Source organism: Venatoribacter cucullus, assembly GCF_016132445.1.
GTDB classification, from domain to species: Bacteria; Pseudomonadota; Gammaproteobacteria; order Pseudomonadales; family Oceanobacteraceae; genus Venatoribacter; species Venatoribacter cucullus.
The window spans coordinates 198,811-212,891 of record NZ_CP046056.1 but is presented as its reverse complement, the minus strand read 5'-3'; the positions used below and the strand labels follow the sequence as shown (position 1 = coordinate 212,891).

At 56.5% G+C, this 14,081-nt stretch carries 17 protein-coding genes and 4 tRNA genes; 6 read left to right on the top strand and 15 right to left on the bottom strand.

Annotated elements, in window-relative coordinates; all coding sequences use genetic code 11:
• Nucleotides 1–2: 2 nt before the first annotated feature.
• The 10 genes from nusG to birA all read right to left on the bottom strand — a co-directional run bounded on the left by nusG (nt 3) and on the right by birA (nt 5,346).
• Entirely contained in the window at nt 3–539 is a 537-nt protein-coding gene (gene nusG / locus GJQ55_RS01025) for a transcription termination/antitermination protein NusG (RefSeq protein ID WP_228345653.1), read from the bottom strand.
• A 10-nt stretch (nt 540–549) separates the two neighbouring features.
• Nucleotides 550–918, bottom strand: a complete 369-nt coding sequence (gene secE, locus GJQ55_RS01020) for a preprotein translocase subunit SecE (RefSeq protein WP_228345652.1) — start codon at nt 916–918, stop codon at nt 550–552.
• Between the two features lie 50 nt (nt 919–968).
• Nucleotides 969–1,044 (bottom strand) — tRNA-Trp (locus GJQ55_RS01015).
• Nucleotides 1,045–1,342: 298 nt separating this feature from the next.
• A complete protein-coding gene (gene tuf / locus GJQ55_RS01010) occupies nt 1,343–2,566 on the bottom strand; it encodes an elongation factor Tu (protein ID WP_228345651.1) in 1,224 nt (407 codons plus the stop codon).
• A gap of 75 nt (nt 2,567–2,641) precedes the next feature.
• Nucleotides 2,642–2,717, bottom strand: a tRNA-Thr gene (locus tag GJQ55_RS01005).
• Between the two features lie 8 nt (nt 2,718–2,725).
• Nucleotides 2,726–2,799: transfer RNA gene (locus GJQ55_RS01000), tRNA-Gly, on the bottom strand.
• Between the two features lie 78 nt (nt 2,800–2,877).
• Nucleotides 2,878–2,961 (bottom strand) — tRNA-Tyr (locus tag GJQ55_RS00995).
• Nucleotides 2,962–3,057: 96 nt separating this feature from the next.
• Complete coding sequence (locus GJQ55_RS00990; RefSeq protein ID WP_228345650.1) at nt 3,058–3,726, bottom strand: SPOR domain-containing protein; 669 nt, start codon at nt 3,724–3,726, stop codon at nt 3,058–3,060.
• Nucleotides 3,708–4,409 carry a type III pantothenate kinase gene (locus GJQ55_RS00985; protein WP_228345649.1) on the bottom strand — a complete coding sequence of 234 codons (702 nt, stop codon included), beginning with the start codon at nt 4,407–4,409 and terminating at the stop codon, nt 3,708–3,710. The genes GJQ55_RS00990 and GJQ55_RS00985 overlap by 19 nt, the downstream gene beginning before the upstream one ends.
• A complete protein-coding gene (gene birA, locus GJQ55_RS00980; RefSeq protein ID WP_228345648.1) occupies nt 4,390–5,346 on the bottom strand; it encodes a bifunctional biotin--[acetyl-CoA-carboxylase] ligase/biotin operon repressor BirA in 957 nt (318 codons plus the stop codon). The genes GJQ55_RS00985 and birA overlap by 20 nt, the downstream gene beginning before the upstream one ends.
• Nucleotides 5,347–5,480: 134 nt before the next feature.
• On the opposite strand from birA, the gene GJQ55_RS00975 reads away from it, so the two are divergent.
• The 5 genes from GJQ55_RS00975 (at nt 5,481) to GJQ55_RS00955 (ending at nt 9,786) form a co-directional block, all read left to right on the top strand.
• The gene (locus GJQ55_RS00975) at nt 5,481–6,473 is read left to right on the top strand and encodes an adenosine kinase (RefSeq protein WP_228345647.1); all 993 of its coding nucleotides are present in this window, start codon (nt 5,481–5,483) and stop codon (nt 6,471–6,473) included.
• A gap of 84 nt (nt 6,474–6,557) precedes the next feature.
• A complete protein-coding gene (locus GJQ55_RS00970; protein ID WP_228345646.1) occupies nt 6,558–8,405 on the top strand; it encodes a Na/Pi cotransporter family protein in 1,848 nt (615 codons plus the stop codon).
• Nucleotides 8,402–8,683 carry a hypothetical protein gene (locus GJQ55_RS00965; protein ID WP_228345645.1) on the top strand — a complete coding sequence of 94 codons (282 nt, stop codon included), beginning with the start codon at nt 8,402–8,404 and terminating at the stop codon, nt 8,681–8,683. The genes GJQ55_RS00970 and GJQ55_RS00965 overlap by 4 nt, the downstream gene beginning before the upstream one ends.
• Before the next feature lie 102 nt (nt 8,684–8,785).
• Nucleotides 8,786–9,232: a c-type cytochrome gene (locus tag GJQ55_RS00960; RefSeq protein WP_228345644.1), complete on the top strand. Its 447-nt coding sequence runs from the start codon at nt 8,786–8,788 to the stop codon at nt 9,230–9,232.
• A 65-nt stretch (nt 9,233–9,297) separates the two neighbouring features.
• Nucleotides 9,298–9,786 carry a DUF1543 domain-containing protein gene (locus GJQ55_RS00955; RefSeq protein ID WP_228345643.1) on the top strand — a complete coding sequence of 163 codons (489 nt, stop codon included), beginning with the start codon at nt 9,298–9,300 and terminating at the stop codon, nt 9,784–9,786.
• 14 nt (nt 9,787–9,800) lie between these two features.
• Here GJQ55_RS00955 and acuI read toward each other — a convergent pair whose 3' ends face one another.
• From acuI to GJQ55_RS00940, 3 genes are read right to left on the bottom strand one after another with little or no spacing between them, the layout of a single operon-like run.
• Nucleotides 9,801–10,796: an acrylyl-CoA reductase (NADPH) gene (gene acuI, locus GJQ55_RS00950; protein WP_228345642.1), complete on the bottom strand. Its 996-nt coding sequence runs from the start codon at nt 10,794–10,796 to the stop codon at nt 9,801–9,803.
• 51 nt (nt 10,797–10,847) lie between these two features.
• On the bottom strand, nt 10,848–11,522 hold the full coding sequence (locus tag GJQ55_RS00945) for a cytochrome b/b6 domain-containing protein (protein WP_228345641.1): 675 nt from the start codon (nt 11,520–11,522) through the stop codon (nt 10,848–10,850).
• A 27-nt stretch (nt 11,523–11,549) separates the two neighbouring features.
• Complete coding sequence (locus GJQ55_RS00940; protein WP_228345640.1) at nt 11,550–13,004, bottom strand: NAD-dependent succinate-semialdehyde dehydrogenase; 1,455 nt, start codon at nt 13,002–13,004, stop codon at nt 11,550–11,552.
• Here GJQ55_RS00940 and GJQ55_RS00935 point away from each other — a divergent pair.
• Nucleotides 12,999–13,292: a hypothetical protein gene (locus GJQ55_RS00935; RefSeq protein WP_228345639.1), complete on the top strand. Its 294-nt coding sequence runs from the start codon at nt 12,999–13,001 to the stop codon at nt 13,290–13,292. The two genes, GJQ55_RS00940 and GJQ55_RS00935, sit on opposite strands and share 6 nt — an antisense overlap.
• Nucleotides 13,293–13,363: 71 nt before the next feature.
• Here the strand turns inward: GJQ55_RS00935 and tatA are convergent, their stop codons facing one another.
• Together tatA and GJQ55_RS00925 are read right to left on the bottom strand one after the other, a co-directional pair.
• Nucleotides 13,364–13,519 carry a twin-arginine translocase TatA/TatE family subunit gene (tatA, locus tag GJQ55_RS00930; RefSeq protein WP_228345638.1) on the bottom strand — a complete coding sequence of 52 codons (156 nt, stop codon included), beginning with the start codon at nt 13,517–13,519 and terminating at the stop codon, nt 13,364–13,366.
• Nucleotides 13,520–13,532: 13 nt separating this feature from the next.
• A complete protein-coding gene (locus GJQ55_RS00925) occupies nt 13,533–14,081 on the bottom strand; it encodes a nitrous oxide reductase accessory protein NosL (protein WP_228345637.1) in 549 nt (182 codons plus the stop codon).

Here is a 14,081-nt window from a genome sequence, read left to right as displayed (position 1 = left end):
TGTTACGCGGACTTCTCAACCTGAGTGAACTCAAGCTCAACCGGCGTAGCACGACCAAAAATTGTTACTGCAACCTGCAGGCGGGACTTGTCGTAGTCGACACCTTCCACCACACCATTGAAGTCAGCAAACGGACCATCGGTAACGCGCACCACTTCACCCGGCTCATAAATGGTTTTATGGGTCGGACGATCAGCGCCGTCACGCACACGCTGCAGAATGGCATCGGCTTCACGATCAGTGATCGGTGCCGGCTTATCAGCCGTACCGCCGATAAAGCCCATTACCCGCGGAGTTTGCTTAACCAGGTGCCAGCTCTCGTCGTTCATATCCATCTGTACCAGCACATAGCCGGGATAGAACTTACGCTCGCTCTTACGTTTTTTACCGTCACGCACTTCAACCACTTCTTCCGTGGGCACCAGCACGTCACCAAAATAATCCTGCATATTGTGCAGCTGAATACGCTCCAGCAGCGCACTCTGAACCCGCTTTTCGTAGCCCGAATAGGCGTGAACCACATACCAACGCATAGCCATATTCTGCTCCTCAGCCTACCAATAACCGGACCAGCCACCCGAACAGGGAATCCATACCCCACAAAACCAGCGCCATTACAAACACAACAACCACGACAATCAGCGTGGTCTGGGTGGTTTCCTGCCGGGTCGGCCACACTACTTTTCGTCGTTCGACATTGGCTTCTTTCAGCAGCTGCAGAAAGGCTTTCCCCTGCGTACTGCTCAGGGCAATACCGGCACTGACCAGCATCAGACCAACCACCGCCAGAACGCGATAAATCAGACCCAGGTCAGCATACAAATAGTTACCCACAACGGCCGCGCCAAACACGCCAACCGCCAGCAACCACTTGAACATATCCAACGGTGATTTTCTTGCTTTGCTTTCAGTACTCATCGCTATTCCCTGAAGCCAAAAATGGCAGCCGAAGCTGCCATTCTTAAATTTGGCAGGCCAGGAGGGACTCGAACCCCCAACACCCGGTTTTGGAGACCGGTGCTCTACCAATTGAACTACTGGCCTAAAGACACTCAATTAGGGCGCAGGAAGATACTGCAGCCCGGACGATTAATCAAGCCCTAACAACTTGATTAACCGATATTTTTTCTAAATTACCACACCGGGCATTACACCCGTCGAGCAAACGGAACGAATTCCGCTTTTAAAAGCCCCACCATTACTGGCAGGGCTTTTTGTCGCTTTCGGCTTTTCGCTTGTAGCGTCTAGCGTCTAGCGTCTGGCAAAAATCATCATTGCTGCGGGCTTCCTGCCCTCGCCCTATCGGGCCAGCCTCCGGCTGTCATAATTCGCTCCGGGCGAATTATTCAATGATCTTAGCCACAACACCGGCGCCTACAGTACGGCCGCCTTCACGGATCGCAAAGCGCAGACCGTCGTCCATCGCGATCGGGTGAATCAGGGTAACAACCAGTTTCACGTTGTCGCCCGGCATTACCATCTCTACGCCTTCCGGCAGTTCTACTGAACCGGTTACGTCAGTGGTACGGAAGTAGAACTGCGGACGGTAGCCTTTGAAGAACGGAGTGTGACGGCCGCCTTCGTCTTTGCCCAGTACGTAGACTTCGGATTCAAACTTGGTGTGCGGGGTGATGGAGCCCGGCTTGGCCAGTACCTGACCACGCTCTACGTCATCACGCTTGGTACCACGCAGCAGTACACCAACGTTTTCACCAGCACGGCCTTCGTCCAGGATCTTGCGGAACATTTCCACACCGGTACAGGTGGTCTTGGTGGTTTCACGAATACCAACGATGGCCAGTTCTTCACCCGTACGAACGATACCACGCTCTACACGACCGGTTACTACGGTACCACGACCCTGAATGGAGAATACGTCTTCGATCGGCATCAGGAAGGCGCCGTCGATGGCACGCTCAGGTTCCGGAATGTAAGCATCCAGAGTTTCTACCAGTTTCTTAACGGCAGAAGTACCCATGCCGTTCTCATCCTGGCCGTTCAGGGCCATCAGCGCAGAACCTGGGATAATCGGAGTGTCGTCACCCGGGAAGTCGTATTCAGACAGCAGGTCACGCAGTTCCATTTCTACCAGCTCCAGCATCTCGGCGTATTCGTCAGAATCCGCGCCGCCGCAGTCTTCAGCCAGCAGGTCAGCTTTGTTCAGGAACACAACAATGTAAGGTACGCCTACCTGACGGGACAGCAGGATGTGCTCACGGGTCTGCGGCATCGGGCCGTCAGTTGAACCACACACCAGGATCGCGCCGTCCATCTGGGCAGCACCGGTAATCATGTTTTTAACGTAGTCGGCGTGGCCCGGGCAATCTACGTGTGCGTAGTGGCGGGTCGGTGACTCGTATTCAACGTGAGAAGTAGAAATGGTGATACCACGCTCACGCTCTTCCGGTGCCTTGTCGATACCGTCGAACGCTACTGCTTTACCACCCCATACTTCTGAACATACGCGGGTCAGTGCCGCTGTCAGAGTGGTTTTACCGTGGTCAACGTGACCGATAGTGCCTACGTTTACGTGGGGTTTCGAGCGTTCAAACGTTTCCTTAGCCATGACCCTGTCTCTTTATCAGTGGAAGTTTTTCATACACAAAAAGGCAGACCAATGGCCTGCCTTTCCGCTTAAATATGGTGCTGATACCCAGAGTCGAACTGGGGACCTCATCCTTACCAAGGATGCGCTCTACCGACTGAGCTATATCAGCAATGTTGTTGGAGCGGGTAGCGGGAATCGAACCCGCATCATCAGCTTGGAAGGCTGAGGTTCTACCATTGAACTATACCCGCATACCGCAGTCAGCGCGTTCAACAGCAGCCCGTGCTTCCTGCTCACTCCGATAACAGACCCGGCTGCTATCTGAAAACTGGTGGTGGGGGCTGGATTCGAACCAGCGAAGCTTTCGCGTCAGATTTACAGTCTGATCCCTTTGGCCGCTCGGGAACCCCACCAAAGTGGCGCGTATTATCTTGATGCCCCCCAACCCTGTCAACCACTTTTTTCTTATTTATTATCAACTTAAGAAAAAAGCAGCGGCGCAACAGGATTCAGCGGCTTTTACATTCCACCAGCTCCCAGCTGATCCCGGTATCAGCCGCCCGGATGCGCTCGCGCATCCGGTCATTCAGCTGTGCCACTTCACGGATTTCCACCCAGTATTCACGACTGGCTTTATTCATTACCCGCACTTCGGCGGGAATATCGTAGCTTTCAATGGTTTTCTGCAGCCGGTACGCCGATTCTTTATTGCGGAATAAACCCAGCGACACCGCTTCGGCCAGATCGCCCTGAGTCACGATGTAACTGTCGTAAGAGCGCTGCTGCAATTCCCGCAATACCCGCATGGCCTCCGCCCGTGATGCCCGCGGCGGCACCAGCACCCAGTACTCAGCCGGCTCACCGGTGGCAATCTCTACGCTATTAATGCGCCCGCTGAGGCTCAGTGCTGCCGCCCGCGCCAACAGGTGACGAGCATCCAGCTCATCAGCATAAGGACCGGCCACATAGCACAGCGGCTGCCGCTCCCCGTTGGCCACTTTGCGCGGCGCTGCCGCCGGCAAGGGTTCGGCCAGCTCCTGAACCAATTGCAACTGACGGCTGTTGGCAGGAATATCCAGGGCCACGACCGGCGCCATTTCAGTTTTATTCTGCTGCTGCCAGAACAATGCCAGCAGCAATAAATTGCCAAACACCAGGGTCAGAAATATCCAGCGCATAAGGATTCCATACCTTCAAAAATCAGATGCGGAGAAGGTGGCACCGCCAGCCGTTGCGCCAGCCAGTGGCCATCCCCTCCGCTGATAAACAACCGGTAATCCGGGTAGTCCTGCACCACCGACATTACCAGCGCCTGTAATTGCCGCTGCACACCGGCACTGACACAGCTGAGCGTATCACGGCCGGGCACCAGTGCAGTCTGCACCTGCTCATCCACAAAAGGCCGCACCCGGGCGGTGTTGTTGAACAGCGCCTGCTGAGCAAGTTCCAGCCCCGGCACTATAAATCCGCCCTCATGCTGATTGGCAGCATTCATTAAATCAATGGTCAGGGCCGTACCGGCATCCACCACCAGCACATTGCCGCTGCCGTGCGTCCGCGCCCCCAGCATGGCCAGCCAGCGATCCACCCCCAGCCGCTGCGGCTGCGGGTAACAATGATGGAAATGCGGATAACCGGCCAGCGGTTCGCTCAGCCAATACAAGCGCTCGCCATAGCGCTGACGCAGGCGGTCCTGCAAATCCGGCTGCCCGGCCACACAGGCAACCACAACACGGTCAGCCTCTGGCCAATCGGCCGGCAGTGCCGCGTAGGCGGCACTGCCCTCTTCTAATATCTGACCGGCAGCGCGCAGCTGCCATTTGCAACGGGTATTACCCGCATCAATCAGCAGCACGGACACTGATTTCTCCGGCATTAATCACTTCCATGCCGCGCTCCGAGTGCAGCATTAATTCACCTTTACGGTTAACGCCTTTAACCACACCGCGCTTTTCGTTGCTGGCGGCGACAATACGGACTTCTTTATGCATAAAGATATCGCGCTCGGCCCAGTACTGCTGATACGGCGCAAAACCGTCGCGCTGAAATTCGTCCACCGCTTGCAGTAGTTCATCCAGTACCGCCGCCGCCACCTGATTGCGAGACAACCCGGGCTTCAGGCTGCGCAGCTCAGCCCAGGGTTGTTCAATGCGGGCGGCATCATGATCGCTGAGGGACAGATTGAGGCCGATACCAATAACCACCTGACAATGGCTGCTATATTCGCCGGTTACCTCCAGCAGAATACCGGCCAGTTTTTTGCCGTTGGCGTAGACATCGTTCGGCCACTTCAGCCCAATACCGTCAATACCCAGCTTCGCCAGCGCCCGCTCCACCGCAATGGCGGTCATCAGGCTTAAGCCTTCCAGCGCGGCCAGCCCGCCACTGAATGACACCAGCAGCGACAAATAAATATTTTTACCGAACGGACTGACCCAGTGCCGGCCGCGCCGGCCACGACCCGCCACCTGTTTTTCCGCCAGTACCGCATAGCGTTTACCCATGTGGTCGGCCGCACGCTGAAATAACCAGGTGTTAGTGGAATCCACATCCAGCAATACGTCCAGAATATCCAACCGCTGGGTCAGCTGGCGGCGGATAACATCCTGGTCGAGCAATTCAATGGCATCCTGCAAGCGGTAACCCTTACCCTTTACCGATGAACAAGGTATTTCCAGCTCTTCCAGTTTTTTTAATTGTTTCCACACCGCTGCCCGGCTGACGCCCAGGGCTTCACCCAGCTCTTCGCCGGAATGAAACTGGCCATCGGCCAGCAAGCGTAAAATGTTATTCAGCATGCTACCCACCTCTGCTGCGCACTATACCGGAAGGTTGTACAGCGCACAGCCGGTGCCGCTGCCTGCCGGTAAGTCAATTTCCGCCGCTGCCGACAATCGGCTAAACTCTGGCCAATTTTTTGCGGAGAGAAAGCATGGGTTACCACATTTATGGCATCGGCAACGCGCTGGTTGATAAAGAGTTTGAAGTCAGTGATGCATTTTTCAGCACCGCCGGTATTCAGAAAGGCGTAATGACCCTGATTGATGCCAACCAGCAGGAACAATTACTGCAACAACTGCTGCACAGCCATCCGCTGAAAAAACGCGCCTGCGGTGGCAGTGCGGCCAACACCATTATCGGGGCCTCTTATTTTGGCGCCAAAACCTTTTACACCTGTAACGTCGCCAATGATGAAGCCGGTGATTTTTATGTGAATGATTTAAAAGCGGCCGGTGTCGACACCAACATGGGCGGCGAGCGGGACGAAGGCGTCACCGGCAAATGCCTGGTCATGATTACTCCGGACGCCGAGCGCACCATGAACACCTACCTGGGCATTACCAGCGACCTGCATGAAAAGCATATTCACGAAGACGCACTGGCACAGTCCGAATACGTTTATATAGAAGGCTACCTGGTCACCTCAGACACTTCCCGGGCGGCAGCTATCCGGGTACGGGAACTGGCGCGCCGGCATGGCGTTAAAGTGGCCATGACTTTTTCCGACCCGGCCATGGTGCAGTTTTTTAAAGACGGCCTGCAGGAAATGCTGGGTGAGGGTGTCGACCTGTTGTTCTGCAATGAGCAGGAAGCCCGTCTGATGGCCGGCACTGACAACCTGGACGATGCTATTGCCGGCTTGAAAAAATTCGCCCGCACCTTTGCCGTTACCCTGGGTAATAAAGGCGCTGTCGCCTTTGATGGTGAAACCCTGCATAAGATTGCGCCACATCAGGTTACCGCAGTAGACAGCAACGGCGCCGGTGATATGTTTGCCGGAGCGTTTTTATACGCCATTACCCATGGTTACGATTTTGCCGCCGCCGGCCGTCTGGCGTCTGCCGCCTCGGCACAGGTGGTCAGTCAGTTTGGTCCGCGTCTGGAAGCGGCCCAGCACGAACCACTGAAACGTCACCTGGGGTAATGGCACGTTCGTCATGCTATGGCCGCTTGCCGGCGGCTGTGGCGGCACTGACTCTTCCGGCCTGATGACACGAAGGATCGCCTCTTGGAACTACTCAAACGCCTGTTGTTACCCGTCATTATGCTGCTGTTGGGTATTGGCTTCTGGACCAGCCCCACCCTGCAGATTCTTGCCGCTGGTGTCGCGCTCTTTTTATTTGGGATGATGTTACTGGAGCGGGGCTTTCAGGCATTCAGCGGAGGGATACTGGAGCAAGTTCTGCACCGCGCCACGCAATCCACACCTCGTGCCATGCTGTTTGGCGCAGTCGCCACCAGCGTTATGCAATCTAGCACCCTGGTTTCGGTGCTGACCATTTCATTTTTGTCCGCCGGCATGATGAAGCTGGGCGCTGGTCTTGGTGTCATCTTTGGCGCCAACCTGGGTACAACCACCGGTGCCTGGCTGATTGCCGGCTTTGGTCTGAACATCAGTCTTTCAAAGCTGGCCATGCCGCTGCTGATCTTTGGTGTGCTGCTGCAATTTCAGCAAACCCAGGGGCGCACCGCACTGGGCAATATTCTGCTGGGTATCGGCTTCCTGTTTCTTGGTATTGATTACATGAAGGATGGCTTCGGCGGCATGCAGGATGGCCTGGATCTGACAACCATCGCCCCGGGCGGTATCGCCGGCATCCTGTTGTTCACCCTGTTTGGGATACTGGCCACGGTGGTTCTGCAGTCCAGCCATGCCACCTTGGTACTCACCCTCGCGGCACTGTCCGTTGGGCAAATAAGCTATGAAGCCGCTTTGGCCCTGGCCATTGGGGCTAACGTGGGAACCGCCGTCACCACGGCGGTATTTGGCAGTATCGGTGCCAACAGTGCGGGTAAACGCCTGGCTATGGGACACCTGGTGTTCAACCTGTTCACCGGCGTTGTGGCGCTGTTAATGCTGCCGGCACTGCTCTGGATTGTGGAACACCTGAGCCATGCCATGGGGATTGCTGCCGACAACCACACCATGAAACTGGCCGTCTTCCACACCCTGTTTAACTTACTGGGGATTGCCTTAATGCTGCCCCAACTGCAACGCCTGCAACGTTTTCTGGAACGCATAATTCGCACCAAAGAGCAGGAAGACAGTCAGCCACAATATCTAAACCAGGCCGCAATGGAATCACCGGCGGCGGCGGTTTCCGTTACCCGGAACGAAAGCATCCGCCTCTACAGTCTGTCCACCGACTTATTAATTGAAGGATTGGGATGGCATGCCGACGAATTTAATCGTGGCCAACCCCTCCCCTTACTGACGGACAACAGCCGTTCAGCTGCCGCGACCAACCTGCAGCAGCGCTACGAACAGCAGGTGAAAGGCATCTATTCCAGCATCATCGGCTTTATCAGCAGCGCCCGGGAAAAAACCAGCGGCACCTTTGACGAACGGCTGCGTGAGCTGCGTGCCGCCGACCATCATTTAATTGAAGCGATCAAAGGAGTGAAACATTTACAGCGTAACCTGCTGTTTTATGTGCACAGCGAGAACCCCGAAATGGCCCAGGCTTACCAGCAACTGCGCCTGCAGATTGGCGATGTATTACGCACCATCAATGACGTGCGCCACATGGAAGAGCCAACCGAAAGCCGGCTGGCACTGGACCACCAGTTACTGCTGACCGAGCGCGAGCGCGAACTGTCGGATACCCTGATTGAAGGGCTTATCCGCGGCCGCAAAATCACCACCGGCATGGCCACCTCGCTGCTGACCGACAAAGGCTATGTCTACGATATCTGCAACAGCCTGCTGAGTGCCGCCCGCTATCTGTTTATTGATGCCGACCGGCCACAATCGGAAGAACCGGATAACCTGAATCTGGAAGCCGCAGAGCTGTCGGCCATTAATCGCCAGCTGGATGAACAACGCAGTGATAACACTGCCGGAGACCAACCATGAAAATTTCTAAAATGGTCAAAAAGCTCAATGCGTTGTTCGATAACCACCAGCGTGAACGCCAACGGCAGCGCAAAGAGCTGAAAGCCGCCCTGCGTAAACTGCGGCATAAACAACATGAGCTGGACGACGTACTGGCCGAATGTCACGAGCCGACGGCGCGCCAGGAACTGGAGGAAAAAATCTCCATTCTGGCGGCCCAGCGCCGTAAGGGACTGGAATTATTGCGTGAATTGAATGACAGCCCTGCCCCTGAGGACAAACCGGCCACGGATGTGTAAAGGAAGGTAATAAGCTGTCACTCATTACTAGGCCCTACTCATTATGGGGGATAGACTGACCGCCACCATGCTACGGCAATCGTTAATGAGAGAGGAAATCCCATGAAGAAAATGCTGCTGATCGGCCTGACCGCCGCCTTAACCGCCACCGCCGGCATTGCCAGCGCCCAGGTAAAACCCTTTGAAGCCATTGAATATCGTCAGGGTGTGTTCAAAGCGGTGAAATGGCACTTCGGCCCGCTGGGCGACATGGTAAAAGGCAAAACCGAATTTAACGCCGAAGAATTCAGCCGCCGCGCCAATCTACTGGCCGCGCTGAGCCAGATGCCGGGCGAAGCCTTCCTGCCGGGCACCTACGACAAAAAAACCGCCGCACTGCCGAAAATTGAAACCGAACGCGCCAAGTTTGACGCCGGTATGCAGGACTTCCAGCAAGCCACCGCCGAGCTGGCGACTGCAGCCCAAAGCGGTGACCTGAACAGCATCCGCCCGGCCTTTATGGCCGCGGCCAAAACCTGCAAAGCCTGTCACGATAACTTCAGAGACTGAGCCCGCCGGGTGCCGGCCAGCCGGCCGGCACCCTGATTTCCCCCCGCCTGAAGAGCCTGCTGCCCATGCTGTATATGGTGATGCTTGGCGGCCACCATCCGCGCGCCAAAATTGAAGTCCACGATATTGTGTTTGCCTGTGGCGATACGCTGCCACACACCTACCCGGCCCTGATCCGCAACTGGTTCGGCGACCCGAAACGGGTCCACATTGATGCCTGGATGCAGATTGATGGTGTGGATGACTATGCTGTGCGGCTGCGTCCTGAGCCACCAGCGGCCGGTCCACGGCTGTATTTTGTTAATCTGGGTGGGTATTTAAAACAGGTATTCGGTGAAGATCACCGCTATCTGCTGCTGGTGGCAGACGATATGCAGAGTGCCAAACAACAGGCCAAAGCGCGCGCCGGCGAACTCTGGCTTAAACCACACCGCGATAATCTGGCCGAGGTGGACGACTGTCTGCAACTGGATCAGATCGAGGGGTTATACGTACACCTGGTGCGGGAACCGCACCAGGAGTGTGCGTTCAGAAATGACTACATTGTGCTGTAACCGGTCAGGGCTGCTCAGTCCGCAACCGGAATAACCAGGCGGCCACGAATCTGACCAGCCAGCAGCTGCGGCGCCAGTTCCTGTACCTGTTCCAGCGGCACTTCCTGCATCACTTTTTCCAGCGCGGTAATATCCAGATCCTGTGCCAGCCGCTGCCAGGCCTGCAGCCGGTCGGCATAAGGCGCCATCACACTATCGACCCCCACCAGCGTGACACCGCGCAAAATAAAGGGTGCCACGGTCGCCGGAAAATCCATTCCGGCCGCCAGACCACAGGCCGCCACCACGCCGCGGTAACGCATTTCGGCACAGACATTGGCCAATACCTGACCGCCGGCTACATCAATAGCGGCCGCCCAGCGTTCTTTGTTCAGCGGCCGTCCCGGCTGGCTGTAACCATCCCGGCTGATAATCTCGGCCGCTCCCAGTGAGCGCAGGAAATCGGCTTCCTGTTCCCGGCCGGTCATGGCCGTTACCTGATAGCCCAGTTTGGCCAGCAGGGCGACTGCCACACTGCCCACACCACCGGCCGCCCCGGTCACCAGCACCGGACCAGAGTCTGGCGTAATGCCCTGTTTTTCCAGCGCCAGCACACAGAGCATGGCGGTATAACCGGCGGTGCCGATGCCCATGGCCTGTTTCTGGGTAAAAGGAGCCTGCAGCGGTACCAGCCAGTCACCGGGCACCCGCGCCAGGCCGGCCATGCCACCCCAGTGTTTTTCACCGACGCCCCAACCGTTCAGCACCACCTGGTCGCCTTTCTGGTAGGCCGGATCACGGGATTCCACCACCGTGCCGGCAAAATCAATGCCCGGCACCATCGGGAAGCTGCGCACCACTGGTGATGCGCCGGTAATGGCCAGTGCATCTTTGTAATTCATGGTGGTCCAGCCAACCTGCACCGTTACATTGCCTTCCGGCAGCTGCTGTTCGTCAACCTGCTCCAGCGCCACCTGCTGCTGTGGCTTGGGCTGTTGGTCGTCCTTACGGATAATCAGAGCGTTGAACATAGCGATTCTCCCAATAAATAGTCCGGCGTGACCAACGATCACGGTTGCCGGTTAAAGATTAATAACACCCCACACGGTCAGCACCGCCAGCCCGGCCAGCAGCACCCCTTTCACCCACACGCCAGTCCCAGAGGTGACGGCCGGCTGCACATCCACGGCGCCAGCGACGGGCTTGCGGCCAGTAATCATCCCCTGCAACAGGGGCTCACGCCGGCCCAACTGATGGAACAGCACCGCGGCCACATGCAGACCGATGACCGCCAGCAACAGATCAAACAACGATTTGTGCCAGCGGGTAATCTCCGAACTCCAGTCATACCCGACCAGATGCACCAGCGGCCCTTCGGTAAAAATATCGTCGTTGGCAAACAACCCGGTGCCGGCCTGCAGCGCACAGAGCAGCAACAACGCCAGCACCGCCCAGCCACCGAGCGGATTATGGCTCAGGTAAGGCGGGTCCTGTCGTTTAACGACCGACCGGCCATAACCCAGTGTGGTGCGAATGCCGTACAAAAAATGACTGAAGCGCGCATACACAGGGCCGGCGAAGCCCCACAGCAAGCGGAAAACCACCAACCCCAGCACGGCGTAACCGCAGCGCTTATGCCAGTCCATCCATTCACCGCCCTGCTCGCCCGTCCACCAGGCAAAACCAATAGCGGCCACCAGTGACCAGTGAAACAAACGTACAAAAATATCCCACACCGATATTTTGTTACTGTCCATGCTTACTCCTGCTTCTGTTGCAGTGGCTTACCTCTGTAACCCGCCCATGCAAATGTACTTGGTTTCCAGATAGTCCTGCAGGCCGTATTTTGAGCCTTCACGGCCACTGCCGGATTCTTTGACGCCGCCGAACGGAATCTGCTCGGAACTGATGGCGGTTTCATTCACCCCCACCATGCCGTATTGCAGGGCTTCGCTGACGCGCCAGCAACGGCCCATATCGCGGCTGAATAGGTAAGCCGCCAATCCGGCATTGGTGTCGTTGGCCAGCGCAATGGCTTCGGCTTCGGTAGTGAATTTCAGCACCGGCGCCACCGGGCCGAAAATTTCTTCCTGCCACACCGCCATGGCCGGCGTGACTCCGGTAAGAATAGTCGGTGGATAAAAATATTCCCCCAGCGGTGACAACTCGCCGCCGCATACCAACTGCGCGCCGCCAGCCTGCGCGGCCTGCACTTTGGCATGCACCTTGGCCACCGCCTGCGGGGAAATTAACGGCCCCTGCGTCACCCCTTCGTCCATGCCGTTACCGACACGGAACGCCGCTACGGCTTCCTGTAGCCGCCGGACAAATTCCGGGTAAATACCGGCCTGCACCAGCAAACGGTTGCTGCAGATACAGGTCTGGCCGGCATTGCGGAATTTGGCGGCCAGGGTGCCGTTAATGGCCAGATCAAGATCGGCATCGTCAAAGATGATCACCGGCGCGTTACCGCCCAGCTCCATTGACGTACGTTTTACCGTGGTTGCACATTGTTGCAGCAATAATTTGCCCACCGGCGTCGAGCCGGTAAAGGTGACTTTGCGCACCTGCGGGTTGCTGGTCATCTCGGCGCCCACCGCCGGCGCATCGGTGGCGGTGATCACATTGAAAATACCCGCCGGAACACCGGCCTGTAACGCCAGTTCTGCCATCGCCAGCGCCGACAGCGGCGTTTCTGCCGCTGGCTTCAGCACCACCGCGCAACCGGCCGCCAGCGCTGGCGCCACTTTGCGGGCAATCATGGCATTGGGGAAATTCCACGGCGTAATGGCGGCGACTACGCCGACCGGCTGATGGATCACCAGACCACGGCGATCAGCCTGTGGCAATGGAATAATATCGCCATAAACCCGCCGTGCTTCTTCGGCAAACCAGCGAACGTAAGACGCCCCGTAAGCAATTTCACCGCGCGATTCCGCCAGCGGTTTACCTTGTTCCGCCGTCATCAGCCGGGCCAGGTCTTCCTGATTGTCCAGCAGCAATTCATACCAGCGCCACAACACATTGCTGCGTTGTACGGCCGGTAATTGCTGCCAGGCCGGCATGGCGGCAGCCGCCGCTTCGATGGCGCGACGGGTATCGTCGGCGCCCAGATCAGCCACCTGTGCCAGCACCGAGCCATCGGCCGGGTTCAGTACCGCAAACTGGCGGGAACCGGCCAGCCATTCACCATTAATAAGAGCCTGAGTGCGCCACAGCGCAGAATTCTGTAATTGCATAACGACCTCCGCATCAGGCCCCGACCCTACCCCACCGGGGCTGGAAAATATATCCGGCTTTGGTGGCTGCCAATACCTTATCAGCATCATGCTTTATGGCAGATATCGATGGCCAGCCACGCAGGCCGCCAGCAGGTATTTTCCATCGATCAGGAAGTTTTTGAACGCTGCCAGCCAAAGCAGCCGGTTGTTGATCCTGGCGAGGCCGTCATAGTGGACCTTGCCATAACCAAAAACCTGTTTGATGTACCGGACCCGCGCAGCGGAATTGACGCTGGCATTCGGTGAACGGAGGCGTATGGAATCGATAAAATAGGTGCCTGCCGTGATTTTTTCACGGCAGACGGTTGGGCCAGGAACTATTGCTCGCTATCTTCGGGTTGTTTGTTAGCTGCTTTACGAAAATCCCGGATCGCACCACCAAGGTCACCGCCCAGAGAGCGCAGACGTTTACCGCCAAATAACACAAGTACAATCAGAAGGACGATCAGTAACTGCCATGGACTTATTCCCATAATCATTCCCGCCTTAATGGTGCATGCTGTGATCTTTGGAATGGCTTCCGCCCATCGTATTCTGATGTTGCAGCAGGGCGTCTTTTAACTGGTCGAATGTCATCACGCTGGTCTTTCTGTCGGAAGCAAAAAATTCTGCCTTTTCTTTATCAGCGAAACTGGCAATTGGTGTGCCCATTGCGCCTGCCATATCCGGTGCAACAACATAAAATGCCTGCGTGGCATCAATCAGATGTGCATCATCCGGCTTGTGCCAATCACTGCGGCTCATATCGTGAACGTATAACGTCATGTTCTGAACCTGATTTTCAGGCTGCAACCACCACTGCAGCATCTCGGCGGATGAGCAGAACTTTCTGGTTTTGCCATTGCCGGTTATCGCCTCGCCCTTGGGGCCGGGAAAGCGGGTGATGGCCATACCGCACACGTGGCACTCATCTGAGGAATGAAAAGCAACAGGTGATTGCTTCGCGGTTTCACTGTTGGTGGGCTGGCTGCAGCCGGCCAGCAATGCGCTGAACATCAGGGTAGCGACAGAAATGAAAGAGCATACTTTTTTCAT

What these genes read in the sequence shown, in the direction of transcription:
- birA (WP_228345648.1), bottom strand. Translation starts at nt 5,346, where the DNA reads ATGCTGAATAACATTTTACGCTTGCTGGCCGATGGCCAGTTTCATTCC.
- nusG (WP_228345653.1), bottom strand. Translation starts at nt 539, where the DNA reads ATGGCTATGCGTTGGTATGTGGTTCACGCCTATTCGGGCTACGAAAAG.
- acuI (WP_228345642.1), bottom strand. Translation starts at nt 10,796, where the DNA reads ATGTTCAACGCTCTGATTATCCGTAAGGACGACCAACAGCCCAAGCCA.
- secE (WP_228345652.1), bottom strand. Translation starts at nt 918, where the DNA reads ATGAGTACTGAAAGCAAAGCAAGAAAATCACCGTTGGATATGTTCAAG.
- GJQ55_RS00945 (WP_228345641.1), bottom strand. Translation starts at nt 11,522, where the DNA reads ATGGACAGTAACAAAATATCGGTGTGGGATATTTTTGTACGTTTGTTT.
- GJQ55_RS00975 (WP_228345647.1), top strand. Translation starts at nt 5,481, where the DNA reads ATGGGTTACCACATTTATGGCATCGGCAACGCGCTGGTTGATAAAGAG.
- GJQ55_RS00965 (WP_228345645.1), top strand. Translation starts at nt 8,402, where the DNA reads ATGAAAATTTCTAAAATGGTCAAAAAGCTCAATGCGTTGTTCGATAAC.
- tatA (WP_228345638.1), bottom strand. Translation starts at nt 13,519, where the DNA reads ATGGGAATAAGTCCATGGCAGTTACTGATCGTCCTTCTGATTGTACTT.
- GJQ55_RS00960 (WP_228345644.1), top strand. Translation starts at nt 8,786, where the DNA reads ATGAAGAAAATGCTGCTGATCGGCCTGACCGCCGCCTTAACCGCCACC.
- GJQ55_RS00955 (WP_228345643.1), top strand. Translation starts at nt 9,298, where the DNA reads ATGCTGTATATGGTGATGCTTGGCGGCCACCATCCGCGCGCCAAAATT.
- GJQ55_RS00990 (WP_228345650.1), bottom strand. Translation starts at nt 3,726, where the DNA reads ATGCGCTGGATATTTCTGACCCTGGTGTTTGGCAATTTATTGCTGCTG.
- tuf (WP_228345651.1), bottom strand. Translation starts at nt 2,566, where the DNA reads ATGGCTAAGGAAACGTTTGAACGCTCGAAACCCCACGTAAACGTAGGC.
- GJQ55_RS00940 (WP_228345640.1), bottom strand. Translation starts at nt 13,004, where the DNA reads ATGCAATTACAGAATTCTGCGCTGTGGCGCACTCAGGCTCTTATTAAT.
- GJQ55_RS00925 (WP_228345637.1), bottom strand. Translation starts at nt 14,081, where the DNA reads ATGAAAAAAGTATGCTCTTTCATTTCTGTCGCTACCCTGATGTTCAGC.